This window comes from Pantoea sp. ACRSB, assembly GCF_022346905.1.
GTDB classification, from domain to species: Bacteria; Pseudomonadota; Gammaproteobacteria; order Enterobacterales; family Enterobacteriaceae; genus Pantoea; species Pantoea piersonii.
Map to the genome: position 1 here is coordinate 283,143 of NZ_JAKRNL010000002.1, position 13,594 is coordinate 296,736.

Consider the following 13,594-nt stretch of genomic DNA (forward strand, 5'->3'; position numbering starts at 1 on the left):
AATCTGGCTTATTCGCCTGCTAATGCAGGAAAGCGCAGCCGTAAATCGCTGAATATTTGCGCCATATCCGCCGCTTCACCTGCCTGCTCGACGGCGCGAAATACCTGCGTTTTCAGAAAATGACGCCAGCTTACCGGCGCGTCGGCAAGAAAGGCGGTGAGCAAGCGGTAGCGCTCCGGTGTCCAGCACGCTTCAAACGCCTCGCGCGCCTCGCCGTGATGAAAATGCGCCTTCGCCTGCTGTGGCATCGCGGCGCGCAGCTGCGCTGTCGCCGCCGCATCTACCTCGCCATCGGTTATCACCACGCCATACTGCTCGCGCGCCGCTGCCGCGCTGAGAAAACCGCAGCGCACATCGCTGAGCACCGCCCCGACGTCGCGCTGCGCGGGCAGGCCGTAGCCACCCGCGCCAGGCCCGCGCACCTCGACTACATCGCCCGGCTGGCAGTGGATTACGTCGCGGTTGCCATGCTCCAGCACCTTGCCGTCGCGCAGGGTGCGAAAATGAGAAAGGCCACCCGCACAGCCGCCCGCCGCGCCTGCCGAGGCGAACACCGAACGGTTGCGGTTGCGCGCGGTGACGGTGGTCTCCGGCGTGAAAATCTCGAAGGCCATTTCGGTCGCCAGCCCGCCGCGAAAGCGTCCAGGCCCGGCGCTGTCGGGTGCCAGACCGTAGCGCAGGAAGCGAATGGGCACTTCCGCTTCGTTGATCTCAATCGGGGTATTTTTCAGGAAGGCGGAAAGCCCGCCCGATCCATCCGGCCCGTCGTGACGCGGCGTGCCGCCCGCGCCGCCGCCGACCGGCCCAAGCGATGCCACCACGCTGCGGTTGTGCGCGTCCAGCGTGCGAATATTCATAATGGAATTGCCGCCCGGCGAGTTCGCTGGCAGTCGCTCCGGCAGCGCCAGGGAAAAAACGCCGACGGTGGCGATTTGCGACAGGGCGCAGGTAAGCGACCGCATGCCGACGGCGGCGGGCGCTTCGCAGTTCATCACCGTACCTGGCGGCAAGACAGCGCGCGTCGGGCGCAGCGTGCCGGCGTTAAGCAGCAGCCCAGGCTCCAGCGTCGCCAGCACGTAGGTGACGCCGACCAGCGCCAGCGGATGGCGCTCGCGACCGCCGGTCGGCATATTCAGCGACGAGGCGAGCTGCGGATCGCTGCCGGTGTAGTCCAGCTCCAGCGTATCGTCGCGCACGCGCAGGGTAATCGCCACGCGGCAGGGATAGCCGCCTTCGCCATCTTCATCGGCGTAATCGGCGTAAAAATAGTCGCCGTCAGGGATGGTGCGGATAATGGCGCGCGCCTGCTGTTCGGCATAGTCGAGAATTCCCTCGATCCCCTGCAGAAAATCAGCGACGCCGAAGCGGGCGATAATCTCATGGATCTTACGCTCGCCGATATTGACCGAGGCGATCTGCGCCTTGAAGTCGCCCCAGTTTTGCTCCGGCACGCGCACGTTAAGGCGCAGAATACGCGCCACATCCTCATTCAGCTCACCGTTGCGCATAATCTTCAGCGGCGGAATGCGAATGCCCTCCTGCACGATGTCGGTAAGCGAGCGCGACAGCGAGGCGGGCACCGCGCCGCCGATATCGGTATTGTGAATATGGCCGACGACAAAGCAGACGATTTCACCGGCGTAAAATACCGGCTTCCAGATATGAATATCGGGCGAATGGGTCGCTACATTGCCTGCATAGGCGTCGTTGGTGATGCAGATGTCCCCTTCGCGATAGTCGCCGATCAGCGCCAGCACAGGCGCATAGTCGATGCCGCTGTACCAGGGCGCCCCGAAGCTGCGTGGCGAGGCGAAGGCCAGCCCGTCGCGGCTGACGATCTGGCAGGAGAAATCTTCGGTCTCCTTCACAAAGGTGGAGTGCGCGGTGCGCATCAGGGTAAACGCCATCGCGTCGGCCGCCGCCGCGCAGTAGTTGGCGAGTATTTGCAGGTTACGTCCGTCAATAGCCATGATTACGGCTCCTCGCCCAGGGGAGTAATTAACAGGTTGCCAAAGCTGTCCACCTCTACCTGCATACGCGGCGGCACGCAGGTGGTGCAGTCATCCTGCGCCACGATAACCGGCCCCCGCAGCTGGTGGCCAGGGCGCAGCGCAGCGCGCAGCACCAGATCGACCTGATGGAAGGCGCCATCTATCCACGCCTCAACCCGCTTCGCCGCCTGCACCGGTTCGCTGGCCGCCGGGAGCGTTTTCAGCGTGGGTTTCGGCGTGGGCGAAGCGATCACCAGCCGCAGGTTGATAAGCTGTACCGGCGCGGCGGCATCGCTGTGGCCGAACAGCTGATGATGCTGCCGGTCGAAAGCCATATGCAGCGCCGCCACGTCGGCGTTCGCCAGCCACACCGCCTCCAGCGGCACGTCAATCTCAAATGACTGGCCGCGATAGCGCATATCGGCGCTGAACTGCAGCGTGAACGGCATCTCTTTGCCATGCTCCGCCGTCAGCCAGGCCTGCGCCCGCTGGCTCAGGCTCTCCGCCTCGGTCGCCAGCCGGTCCGCCAGCTGTGCGTTGAGATCGCTGTAGAGGGTGCGGATAAAGTCATTGCGGATATCCGCCACCAGCCCGCCCAGCGCCGACAGCACGCCGGGCGTCGGCGGCACGATAACGCCTTTCATATTGAGTTCGCGCGCCAGAAAGCAGCCCATCATCGGCCCCGCGCCGCCAAAGGCGAGGAACCAGAATTCGCGCGGGTCGAGGCCAAAACGCGACAGCAGGCCGCTGGTGTCGCTGTACATGCTGGAGATCGCCAGATCAATGGCGGTTTCCGCGGTCTGCTCCACCGAGACGCCGAGGCGATCGGCCAGCGGCTGCCAGGCCGCGCGCGCGGCGGCGACATCGACCTGCACCGCGTGGTAGCCGAGATCGCCATGGCCAATCATGCCGCAGGCGGCGAAGGCGTCGGTGGCGGTCGGCTGGGTGCCGCCGCGCTGGAAGCAGACCGGGCCAGGCAGCGAACCGGCGCTGTCCGGCCCCATCTGCATAACGCCCTGCGCGTCGATCCACGCCAGCGAACCGCCGCCCTGCCCGACCGAGGTCACCGCCACCGAGGGAATATAGACCGGGAAGTCGCCGATCATCTCGCCGTTGCCCTGCGCCACTTCGCCATTAATAATCACCGCCACGTCGGCGCTGGTGCCGCCGATATCGAGGCTGAGGATGCGATCAAAACCGCAGGCGCTGGCGAGATAGCTGGCGCCGATAACGCCTGAGGCGGTGCCGGAGAGCACCATCTGCACGCATTCGCGCTTCGCCTGCTCAACGCCCATCACCCCGCCGTTGGATTTGGTGATGCGCGGCGGCGTCGTCACGCCTCTGGCGCGCAGCGCGCTTTCAAACTTTTCCAGATAGTTGATGACCATCGGCTGCACGTAGGCGTTGATGGTGGCGGTGATGGTGCGCTCATATTCGCGAATAATCGGCCAGATATCGGCAGAGCAACAGGTCAGCAGATCGGGCGCGACCTCCTCGACAATCGCCTTGACCGCCGCCTCGTTATGCCGGTTGCGGTAGCTGTGCAGCAGCGCCACCACGATGCCCTGACAGCCCGCCTCACGCGCCCGCTCGATGGCCGCCAGTACGCTCTGGCGATCCACAGCCTGTAGCACCCTGCCGTCGCGGTCGGTGCGCTCGCGAATAGCGAAAACGCGGTCGCGGCTTATCAGCGGTGCGGGCCGCCGGGAAAAGAGATCGTGAATATGGGGGATTTTCAGTCGCGCCAGCTCCAGCACGTCGCAGAAGCCTTCGGTGGCAAACAGCGCCAGCCGCACGCCGCGCCGCTGGATCACTGCGTTAATGCCGACCGTGGTGCCGTGGGTAAAGTAGCCAATTTCTGCCGGGTCAAGGCCGTCGCGCTCGGCAAACTTTGCCAGTCCGGTCAGAATTTCGCTGCCAGGCGCATCGGGCCGCGACAGCACTTTCAGGGTATGGATCTGATTAGTTTGCCGATCCAGCACCGCGAAATCGGTAAAAGATCCGCCAATGTCTACGCCAACGCGGTAACGCATCTGTGTCGCTCCAGTGTCAGGAGAGAGGGAACTCCATCAGCTTGTGCGGCTCCTGCACTACGCGCCAGCCGAGCCGCTGGTAGATCTGATGAGCATCATTTGTTGAAAGCATCCAGCGCCGCACCGTGGCAAGCTCTGGATGTTCGCGCACGCAGCTTGCCAGCCAGCTGCCTAAGCCATGTCCGCGCCACGCCTCGTCGATAATCACATCGCACAGCCAGCCGAAACGGGTGTAGTCGGTAATCAGCCGTCCAAAGCCGATCTGCGTATCGACGTGGTAAAGCCCGAACGGCAGCGACGCGGCAACCGCCCGCTCGGTTGTGGCGCGCGACTGCCCTTTCGCCCAGTAAGAGCGTTCGGCCAGCTGGTCATGGATCCAGTCCATGTCCAGCCGTGTCCGTTTGGTGGAGAGGGTAAAGTCGTCGCGCTGCCAGATATGGTCGGCAATTATTAGTGCAGTCATTAATAACTCCTTGTCGCGGCATGGGTTTATAGTAAATGCGCCCGGTCAGCCGACGCGGCTGAAGAGGCGCGGCGAACCAGTCAGATAAGGTGAAAAACGGGCTGAAAAGAAATTTTATGCTGCCTGAAAGCGCAGGGTTCGGCACTAAAAAAAGCCCCTTATGGGGCTGAGTGTCCTGAGGCGTTTTTTCCGAACAGGATGGCCCCGATTACCGGGCCAAAAGAAGAGGAAGCTGTTGCGTTTAGACTGTGCCCAGCACATCGTTCTGCCGCGTAATCAGCGAGCGCAGCGGCACGCTGCTCTTCATTACCGGCGATTTGATCACGATATAGCTAAAGTATTTATCGATGCCGATCTGCGCATCGAGCATCTTCTCAATCACTTCCTGATAGTGCTCAATGCTGCGGGTGATAAAGCGCAGCAGATAGTCGTAGCCGCCGGTGATCAGGTGGCACTCCATCAGCTCATCGACCTCGCGCAGCGCGCTCTCGAACTTCATAAAATCTTCGCGGCGATGGCCGGAGAGCGTCACTTCGGTAAAGACCGTAACCGAATCGGTGATTTTGGTGAGATTGATATGGGCTTCATAGCCGGTGATAAAGCCCGCCTGCTCAAGGCGCTTGACGCGCTGCAGGCACGGGCTGGGCGAAAGTCCCACGGCATCGGCGAGATTAACGTTGCTGATACGGCCATCTTTTTGCAGTTGCACCAGGATGTTGATATCAATGCGGTCAAGTTTCATTAAGCCGTTCATACCACCCCTCATTGTTAACCAATTGTGCAGGACGTGCTGATGGTATAACACGCTTTGCGCCGCCAGCGCCAGCGCTAACGTGCGTGTTATCCATCAGGAAAAATTATAATTATTTCAGGAATATCAATGAGGAAGGCGGCGTTATCCCAGACGGCCGGTGGCGCGCGCCAGGGCGATATCGAAAATATGCAGCGCCTCCTCAAGTTGTGAATCAGTTGTAACAAGCGGAGCAAGGAAGCGCACCACATTGCGCTGAATGCCGCACTTGATCAGCAGCAGGCCCTCCTGGCAGGCGCTGTCGAGGATCTTCTGCGTCAGCGCGGCGTCGGGCTTGCCGGTTTCAAAATCAAGAATCTCCACCGCCAGCATAAAGCCCAGGCCGCGCACGTCACCGATACAGGCGTACTTTTCCGCCAGCTGCTGCAGCCGCGCGTGCAGCTGTTCGCCGAGCTGTTCGGCGCGCGCCAGCAGGTTGTCATGCTCCAGCAGATCGAGCACTGCCAGCGCCGCCGCGCAGCCCAGCGCGTTGCCGCCGTAGGTGCCGCCCAGGCCGCCCGGCGCTGGCGCATCCATTATCGCCGCTTTGCCCACCACGCCGGAGATCGGCAGACCGCCGCCGAGGCTTTTAGCGACCGTTACCAGATCGGGTTTGATGTTGAGATGCTGGAAGGCGAACATCTTGCCGGTACGGCCAAAGCCGGTCTGCACTTCATCGCAGATCAGCACAATGCCGTGCTGCTCGGTGATGCGACGCAGCGCCTGCATAAACGCCGGGCCGGCCGGCAGGAAGCCGCCGTCGCCCTGCACCGGCTCGATAATGATCGCCGCCACGCGCTCCGGCGCGATCTGCACCGCAAAGAGCTGATCCAGCGCCTTCAGGCAGTCTACTTCCGTAACGCCATGCAGCGGATTGGGGAACGGCAGACGATAGATATCCGCCGGGAAAGGCCCAAAGTTCTGCTTATAGGGCTGGCTCATGCCGGTCAGCGTAACGCCAAGCAGCGTGCGACCATGAAAAGCGCCGTCAAAAGCGATAACGCCAGAGCGGTTGGTGTGGGCGCGGGCGATTTTAATCGCGTTCTCTACCGCTTCCGCGCCGCTGGTAAAGAAGACGCTTTTATAGGCCTCATCGCCGCCGACCAGCTGATTAAGACGCTGCGCCAGTTCGATATAGCCCGGATAGGCCACCACCTGAAAACAGGCGTGCGATACCAGACCCAGCTGCTGCGTCACCGCATTAACGACCGCCGGGTGGTTATGCCCGACGTTGAGCACGCCGATGCCGCCAACGAAGTCGAGATAGCGGTTGCCCTCTACGTCCCAGACCTCGCTGCCCTTTGCGCGCTCAATGACCAGCGGATGCGCGGTCACTACGCCGCGCGGCACGTTCTGCGCGCGCGCGTCCAGCAGTAAACTGTTGTCTGAATAGGTCTGTTGTTCGGCCATGACATTCTGCATTTTCATACCTCATCCACGTAACGTTCGGTTGGCTCAAGTATCGCAACCCACTGGTTCAGCATGCTGCCGTTATGGGTAAGGCTGCGGCATTTCCTGTCAAAATCGGTGCCCTTTCAGCAGGGAAATTTCTTCATATCACGCGCGTCAGTTGATGCGGCGCGGCGCGTTAAGAACGGCAACCTGTATCAGTAACCTCGCGCGCGATCGATAAGGCCGATCATCGCCTCGCCGCGCTGATAGCGGCGTAGGTTCTCCAGCAGCGCGGCAACGGCGCTTTCGTTTTGCGTCTGGCTGGCGATATGCGGCGTCAGCCAGATAGCGGGATGTCGCCAGAATGGATGGGCTGGCGGCAGCGGCTCGGGGTCGGTCACGTCAATGACCGCCGCGCCAAGCTGGCCGCTGTCGAGGGCGTCCAGCAGATCCTGATGGTTGAGCTGCGCGCCGCGTCCCGCCTGCACCAGCGCCGCGCCCCTGGGCAGCTGAGAAAAGAGGTCGCGGTTAAGCAGGCCGCGCGTCTCCGCCGTCAACGGCAGCAGGCAAACCAGGATGTCGCTGCGTGCCAGAAACGCGCCGAGCTGGGCAGCCCCGTGGAAGCACTCCACGCCGTCGAGTTCGCGCGGCGTACGGCTCCAGCCCGCACAGTCAAAGCCGAACGACGCCAGCTGCCGCAGCGCGGCCTGTCCCAGTTCGCCCAGCCCCATCACGCCGACGCGCCGCGTAGCGGCGGGTTTTACGCTGTGCGCCAGCCACTTTTCTTCGCGCTGCTGTTGCAGATAGCGCACCATATCGCGATGGAGGCCGAACACCGCAAAGGTGACGTACTCCACCATGCCCTGCGTCAGCCCTGGCTCAATCATGCGCACCACCGGCAGGCCGGGCGGCAAGGCGGCAAGATCGAACTGATCCGCGCCCGCCCCCACCGACAGCAGCACTTTCAGATTGGGAAAGGTCTCCATTAACTTCTCTGGCGGCTGCCAGGCGATCAGCACCTCGATTTCCTGCGGGTCGCCGATCTCGGGCCAGAGGTGGAGCTGAATATCGGGCGCATGCTGCGCCAGCCACTGCTGCCACAGCGCGCCGCGCTGCGGGTCCGATTTATAGAGGATCTGCATCAGGCCATCGCCTGGGTCATCAGGCCAAACGCCTGCATGCCGCCCGCTGGCGGCGTCCAGGGTGTGCCGCGCACCATGGTGGTGGGATTATCCACCTGCGCCAGCCCAAGCGTGGCGAGCCAACCTGCCAGCGGCAGCGCGGCGTCGGTATCAATACGCACAAATTCGCCGCGCAGCCCCTGCATCAGCGAGGCGATCAACGCCTGCGCTACGGCAAAGGCGGTTGCGATAACAGGCCCGATCGCCCAGCCGTGGCCGAAGCGGCGCAGGCTGGCGAAGCCGTGGATCTCGCCCTGCGCATCCTCCAGCAGGACGGTCTGATGCTGGTGAATCAGATGCGCAATCAGCTGCGGACGCAGCATGCCGTGAGCCTGCTGATCAAGCGCGGTCAGCGCTGGCGCGTCCTGCGCCAGCGCGCGACGCAGCTGCAGCCCGGCAGGCAGAGAGACCGTCGGTGTCGCGTCCAGCGAGCGCGTCTGGTACTGAAGGATCTGTCCGGTGACCACAAAGCCGAGCTTCTCATAAAGCCCTTTGCCCATCTCGGTGGCGTGCAGCCGCACGTTATAGTCAGGCACCTTTTCCAGCAAAGTCAGCATCAGCTGTTTGCCCAGACCGCGGCCCTGCTGCTGGCCATCCACCATTACCAGCCCGATGGTGGCGGCGCGTTCACCCCAGCGCCAGAGCATAGCGCTGCCGAGCAGTTCGCCCTGCTCCTCTATGACTACGCCCTCGCCGAGCATTATTGCCTGCTGCCAGTCTTCACGGCGGTGCGGCCACTTCAGCTGCTGCGTCATGGCGTGGCAGCGTTCAATATCGTGCGCGGTCAGGGCGCGAAAAATGGTGGTCATGCGTTGCTCCTTACATCATGCCAGGCGTTTCAAGTGCGCTGCCGTCAACCAGACGGCTGTAGCGATAAGCTGTGGGATCAACGACCGGCGTCTCGTTAGTGGCGAGATCGGCGGCGAGCCGTCCCGCGCCCGGTCCAATGCCGAAGCCGTGTGCGCTGTAGCCGGCCGACAGGACCAGGCCCGGCAGCTTCGCCACGGTGGAGATAACCGGAATGGCGTCGGGGGTGCTGTCGATCATCCCGCCCCAGGCCTGCGCCAGTTTAAGGCCAGACAGCGCCGGATACTCGTTGCGCATGGCAGTTAATCCCTCCTGTACGGTAGCGGCGTCGGCGGCAGGATCGAGGATGCGCGTGCGTTCAAAGGGCGATTCGCCATCGAAAGCCCAGCCGCCGAGCGCTTCCGGGCCGTGAAAAAAGGGCTTCATCCCGATATTCAGACGCAGATTTTTGCGGCGGCTTTTAAAAGTGGCATAGAACTGGCGCGCGTAGCGAATGCCCTGCGCGCCCGGCTCCAGGCGGCCGCGGCCGGAGACAGAAACGGTATAGCTGCCGTCAAGCTGCGGACGACAGGCGAAGCCAGGCGTATAGAGCGGCACGCCGATCGCCTGCGCGATGGGCTGAGTGCGAAAGGCGGTGCCGATAACGTTGCCGAGCGGCAGGTCGATGCCGTGGCGGCGGCAGAACATCGACGTCCACGCGCCCGCCGCGCAGATCACGCGGCTGGTTTTGATCAGGCCGCGCTCGGTCCAGACGCCGCTGACGCGCCCGGCGGCGATATCCAGCCCGCGCACCGCGCACTGCTGAAACACCAGCGCGCCAAGGCGCTGGGCCGCAATCGCCAGACCCGGCGCGGCCAGGCGCGGCTCGGCGTGGCCGTCGGTAGGCGATGAGACGCCGCCGAGCCAGCGGGTGGTGCTGCCGGGCGTGGCGGCCTTCGCCTGTTCGCCCGTCAGGATGTCGCTGCGCACGCCGTAATTTTTCGCCATGCGATTCCACGTCTCCCACGCGGCGATATCCGCCTCGTTGCGCGTGGCGTAGATTAGCCCGCTGCGCCGGAAACCCAGATCTTCACCGGTCTCCTGACCCAGCTCGCCCCAGCGTCGCAGCGCATGAATAATCAGCGGCAGCTCGAGTTCGTCGCGGTTCTGCTGGCGACACCAGCCCCAGTTGCGGCTCGACTGTTCGGCGCCGACCAGTCCCTTTTCCAGCAGCGCCACCTTCACCCCTTTTCGGGTCAGCTCCCAGGCGGCGGCGGCCCCGGCGATGCCAGCGCCGATAATTACCACATCGACGGCGTCGGGAAAGTCGGCGCTGTCCTGTACATAGCGGAGTGGAGCGGGCATAGCGTTAGTACCTCTTTTTGCAGTCAACAGCGCACAAGGTAAGGGCCTTATTGGCGCAGCCAGATTGTTCATGCCCAGCGCACTGCTGGGACAATATGGCAAGCCAGATAGCCCTATTCCGCTTTCAAAATCTCTTCGTGCTCGTCCAGCCAGCCCTGCCGCAGCTCCGGCACCGCGCGTTTCAGGCGCTCGAAATAGAGCTCGCGGGTCGGCTTGTCGTAATCTTCTCGCGCCAGCTGGGTCACAATGCGTCCCGACTTCATCACCACAATATTGTCGCAGACCGCCCGCACCGCGTGCATATCGTGACTGATAAACAGCACTGACAGGCCCAGTTCGCGCCGCAGCTCGCTGATTAGATCCAGCACCGCCGCCGCGACGACGGTATCCAGCGCCGAGGTGACTTCGTCGCACAGGATCAGATCCGGCTCCGCCGCCAGCGCGCGCGCCAGATTGACGCGCTGTTTCTGACCGCCAGAGAGCGCCCAGGGACGTCGCCACAGCACGCTGCGCGGCAGCTTCACCAGATCGAGCAGCTGATGCAGCCGCTGGGTCAGCGCCTGGCCGCGCAGGCCGTGAAACAGCGCCAGCGGCCGCGCCAGGATACGCTCAACGCTGTGCGCCGGGTTGAGCGCGGTATCCGCCATCTGAAACACATACTGGATACGGCGCAGCTCATTATCTGGCCGCCGGTGCATATCGCCCGCAATATAGTGGCCGTTAAACAGCATATGGCCGTGACAGGGCGCGTTGAGACCGGCGATGGCGTGCGCCAGGGTAGTTTTGCCTGAACCCGACTCGCCGATAATGCCGATAGCCTGCCCTTTCCACAGCTTGAGGTTAATATCCTCCAGAATGCGGATCTTCGGCTGGCCGTCGCTGTCGCGCGGGCCGTAGCCGGCGCAGAGATCGCGCACCTCCAGCAGCGGCTGAAGCTCGCCGCTCGCCTCGCGCCACGGACTGGGTCGCTCTGTCTGTCGCGCCGCGTCCATCAGCAGCCGCGTATACTCCGCCTGCGGCGCGCCAATCAGCCGATCAGTGGCGCCATATTCGGCGATCTGGCCGCGCAGCAGCACCAGAATGCGATCCGCCATCTGCGCCACCACGGCAAGATCGTGGCTGACGTAGATGGCGGTGACGCCGCGCTGCGCCACCACGCGACGGAAGGCCTTCAGCACTTCCACCTGGGTGGTGACGTCGAGCGCCGTGGTCGGCTCGTCGAGGATCACCACGTCGGGATCGCCGATCAGCGCCATCGCGGTCATCAGCCGCTGCAGCTGCCCGCCGGAAACCTGATGCGGCCAGCGGTCGCCGATGGTATCGGGGTTGGGCAGCGCCAGCTCGCGGAACAGCGCCACCGCTTTGGCCTTCGCCGCTTTGCGCGTCATGGTGCCGTGGATCACCACCGGCTCGATCACCTGATCGATGATCTTCATGCCGGGATTAAAGGAGGCCGCCGCGCTCTGGGCGATATAGGCGACTTTGTTGCCGCGAAACTCGCGCAGCTGCTGCGGGCTGAGGCTGTTGACGTCGACGCCCGCCACGTGGATGTTGCCTTCGGCGATGCGGCAGCCGGGGCGGGCATAGCCCATCAGCGCCATGGCGATAGTGGTTTTCCCGGAACCCGATTCGCCAATCAGGGCGAGCACCTCTCCTTTCTGTACGGTGAAGCGGATATCTGACACCAGGTCAATCGATTCGCCCTTGTCGCTCTGCGCCGTGACGCGCAGCTTTTCCACCGAGATCACCGGCATTGCGGTATGCGGCATCACGTTCATACCCCCTCCTTCGCCAGCGTCAGCGGACGCATCTGTTGCAGGCTGTCGATAAACAGGTTAGCGCCGATAGTCAGGCTGGCGATCGCCAACGCAGGCATCAGCACCGCTGGCGAGCCGTCAAACAGCCCCTGAATATTTTCACGCACCAGGGTACCCCAGTCGGCGTAGGGCGGCTGTACGCCGAGGCCGAGGAAGCTCAGGCCGCTGAGCAGCAGGACGATATAGACAAAGCGCAGACCGAAATCCGCCAGCATCGGATGCACCATATTGGGCAGGATGTCATGAATGGCGATATACCAGCGGCTCTCGCCGCGCAGCCGGGAGGCGCGCACATAGTCCATATTGCGCAGGCTGCCCGCCATAGCGAAGGCGATGCGGAACGCGCCCGGCCAGTAGGTGAAGATGGCGGTGAGCAGCAGCATCGGCAGCGAAGAGCCGAATACCGCGACGATCATCAGCGACAGCACTTTGCCCGGCAGCACCAGCATGGCGTCGTTAACGCGACCCAGTATCTCCTCCAGCCAGCGGCCGGTCACGGCCGCCAGCAGCGCCAGCAGCGTGCCGATCAGGCTGGCGCCGAGCGCCGCGCCCAGCGCCAGACCGATAGAGAACTTCGCGCCGTAGAGGATTCGGCTGAGAATATCGCGCCCCAGCGCGTCGGTGCCGAGCCAGTTGTCCGCGGTAAAGCCGCCGAACAGCGGGCCGCCGCCGATATCCTCGACGTTGTGCGGTGCCAGCTGGTTGCCGAAAATCGCCATCAGCAGCCAGAACGTCGAGACCGTTAAGCCCAGCCGCCCTGAGATCGACAGCGACTGAAAGAGACGAACGGGAAGTAAAATAGTCATGCGCTTCTCCATTTCGGGTTGAAGGCGATGGTCAGCACGTCAGCCAGCAGCAGCAACAGCAGATAGCAGCCGGCGAACAGCATTACGCAGAACTGCACCACCGGCAGGTCGCGGTTGCTTACCGCATCCACCAGCTGGCTGGCGAGGCCGGGATAGCTGAAGATGGTTTCGATAATGATGACCCCGCCGAACAGATAGGACAGGCTGAGCGAAATCGCGTTAGCGATAGGGCCGACCGCGTTGGGCAAGGCGTGGCGCAGCACAGCGCGCAGCGGCGACACGCCTTTCAGCAGCGCCATCTCCAGATAGGGGCTGTCGAGCTGGTTGATAATGGCGGCGCGCGTCATGCGCGCCATCTGCGCCACCAGCACGCAGCAGAGCGTCAGCACCGGCAGCGCGTAGGCTTTCAGGTAGCTGACCAGATCCATATTCGGCGAGCCGAACGACATCGCCGATACCCAGTGCAGCTTGACGGCGAAGATCAGCACCGCCACCGTCGCCACCAGAAACTCCGGCACCGCCACCGTCGCCATGGTGCCGATCACCAGCACGCGATCCAGCATCGACCCGCGCGTCATGGCGGCGGTTATGCCAATCAGCAGCGCCAGCGGCACGCAAATCAGCGTGGTGATCGCCGCCAGTTCAAAGGTGGCGGGAATGCGCTGCGCCACCAGCTGCATCACTGGCAGATGGCTGGCGAAAGAGGTGCCGAAATCGCCCTGCAACATGCCGCCCAGCCAGCTGAAGTAGCGCAGCAGCAGCGGCTGATCCAGCCCAAGCTGGGCGCGCAGCGCCGCCACCGTTTCCGGCGTGGCGTTTTGCCCGAGGATCATCTGCGCCGCGTCGCCCGGCAGCAGGCTGGTGATAAAGAACACCACCGCCGAGACGATAAGCAAAGTCAGGATGCCAGCGCCTGCGCGGCGGGCGATCAGGAACATCATGTATCGGTTCATCGGCGTTCTCCAGCGTA

11 protein-coding genes are annotated in these 13,594 nt (G+C 63.3%); all 11 read right to left on the reverse strand.

Features of this window, described 5'->3' with window-relative positions:
• Nucleotides 1-8 precede the first annotated feature (8 nt).
• A complete protein-coding gene (locus MHZ89_RS07640; RefSeq protein WP_311782504.1) occupies nt 9-1,970 on the reverse strand; it encodes a hydantoinase B/oxoprolinase family protein in 1,962 nt (653 codons plus the stop codon).
• A 2-nt stretch (nt 1,971-1,972) separates the two neighbouring features.
• Complete coding sequence (locus MHZ89_RS07645) at nt 1,973-4,024, reverse strand: hydantoinase/oxoprolinase family protein (protein ID WP_311782505.1); 2,052 nt, start codon at nt 4,022-4,024, stop codon at nt 1,973-1,975.
• Between the two features lie 16 nt (nt 4,025-4,040).
• The gene (locus MHZ89_RS07650) at nt 4,041-4,487 is read right to left on the reverse strand and encodes a GNAT family N-acetyltransferase (protein ID WP_311782506.1); all 447 of its coding nucleotides are present in this window, start codon (nt 4,485-4,487) and stop codon (nt 4,041-4,043) included.
• Nucleotides 4,488-4,728: 241 nt separating this feature from the next.
• Nucleotides 4,729-5,241 (reverse strand): Lrp/AsnC family transcriptional regulator, encoded by a 513-nt coding sequence (locus MHZ89_RS07655; protein ID WP_120453460.1) that lies wholly within the window; start codon nt 5,239-5,241, stop codon nt 4,729-4,731.
• A gap of 141 nt (nt 5,242-5,382) precedes the next feature.
• Nucleotides 5,383-6,699 carry a 4-aminobutyrate--2-oxoglutarate transaminase gene (gene gabT / locus MHZ89_RS07660; RefSeq protein WP_120454192.1) on the reverse strand — a complete coding sequence of 439 codons (1,317 nt, stop codon included), beginning with the start codon at nt 6,697-6,699 and terminating at the stop codon, nt 5,383-5,385.
• 185 nt (nt 6,700-6,884) lie between these two features.
• Nucleotides 6,885-7,811 carry a glyoxylate/hydroxypyruvate reductase A gene (locus MHZ89_RS07665; RefSeq protein WP_311782507.1) on the reverse strand — a complete coding sequence of 309 codons (927 nt, stop codon included), beginning with the start codon at nt 7,809-7,811 and terminating at the stop codon, nt 6,885-6,887.
• Complete coding sequence (locus MHZ89_RS07670) at nt 7,811-8,659, reverse strand: GNAT family N-acetyltransferase (RefSeq protein ID WP_311782508.1); 849 nt, start codon at nt 8,657-8,659, stop codon at nt 7,811-7,813. The genes MHZ89_RS07665 and MHZ89_RS07670 overlap by 1 nt, the downstream gene beginning before the upstream one ends.
• 10 nt (nt 8,660-8,669) lie before the next feature.
• A complete protein-coding gene (locus tag MHZ89_RS07675) occupies nt 8,670-10,001 on the reverse strand; it encodes an FAD-binding oxidoreductase (RefSeq protein ID WP_311782509.1) in 1,332 nt (443 codons plus the stop codon).
• 113 nt (nt 10,002-10,114) lie between these two features.
• Nucleotides 10,115-11,779: an ABC transporter ATP-binding protein gene (locus MHZ89_RS07680; RefSeq protein WP_311782510.1), complete on the reverse strand. Its 1,665-nt coding sequence runs from the start codon at nt 11,777-11,779 to the stop codon at nt 10,115-10,117.
• Entirely contained in the window at nt 11,776-12,624 is an 849-nt protein-coding gene (locus MHZ89_RS07685; protein WP_311782511.1) for an ABC transporter permease, read from the reverse strand. Before MHZ89_RS07685 ends, MHZ89_RS07680 begins: the two co-directional genes overlap by 4 nt.
• Complete coding sequence (locus tag MHZ89_RS07690) at nt 12,621-13,577, reverse strand: ABC transporter permease (RefSeq protein ID WP_311782512.1); 957 nt, start codon at nt 13,575-13,577, stop codon at nt 12,621-12,623. The genes MHZ89_RS07685 and MHZ89_RS07690 overlap by 4 nt, the downstream gene beginning before the upstream one ends.
• Between the last annotated feature and the right edge of the window lie 17 nt (nt 13,578-13,594).

Bases quoted from the DNA above. Each gene is read 5' to 3' on its own strand.
- MHZ89_RS07640 (WP_311782504.1), bottom strand. From the start codon at position 1,970: ATGGCTATTGACGGACGTAACCTGCAAATACTCGCCAACTACTGCGCG.
- MHZ89_RS07645 (WP_311782505.1), bottom strand. From the start codon at position 4,024: ATGCGTTACCGCGTTGGCGTAGACATTGGCGGATCTTTTACCGATTTC.
- MHZ89_RS07650 (WP_311782506.1), bottom strand. From the start codon at position 4,487: ATGACTGCACTAATAATTGCCGACCATATCTGGCAGCGCGACGACTTT.
- MHZ89_RS07655 (WP_120453460.1), bottom strand. From the start codon at position 5,241: ATGAACGGCTTAATGAAACTTGACCGCATTGATATCAACATCCTGGTG.
- gabT (WP_120454192.1), bottom strand. From the start codon at position 6,699: ATGCAGAATGTCATGGCCGAACAACAGACCTATTCAGACAACAGTTTA.
- MHZ89_RS07665 (WP_311782507.1), bottom strand. From the start codon at position 7,811: ATGCAGATCCTCTATAAATCGGACCCGCAGCGCGGCGCGCTGTGGCAG.
- MHZ89_RS07670 (WP_311782508.1), bottom strand. From the start codon at position 8,659: ATGACCACCATTTTTCGCGCCCTGACCGCGCACGATATTGAACGCTGC.
- MHZ89_RS07675 (WP_311782509.1), bottom strand. From the start codon at position 10,001: ATGCCCGCTCCACTCCGCTATGTACAGGACAGCGCCGACTTTCCCGAC.
- MHZ89_RS07680 (WP_311782510.1), bottom strand. From the start codon at position 11,779: ATGAACGTGATGCCGCATACCGCAATGCCGGTGATCTCGGTGGAAAAG.
- MHZ89_RS07685 (WP_311782511.1), bottom strand. From the start codon at position 12,624: ATGACTATTTTACTTCCCGTTCGTCTCTTTCAGTCGCTGTCGATCTCA.
- MHZ89_RS07690 (WP_311782512.1), bottom strand. From the start codon at position 13,577: ATGAACCGATACATGATGTTCCTGATCGCCCGCCGCGCAGGCGCTGGC.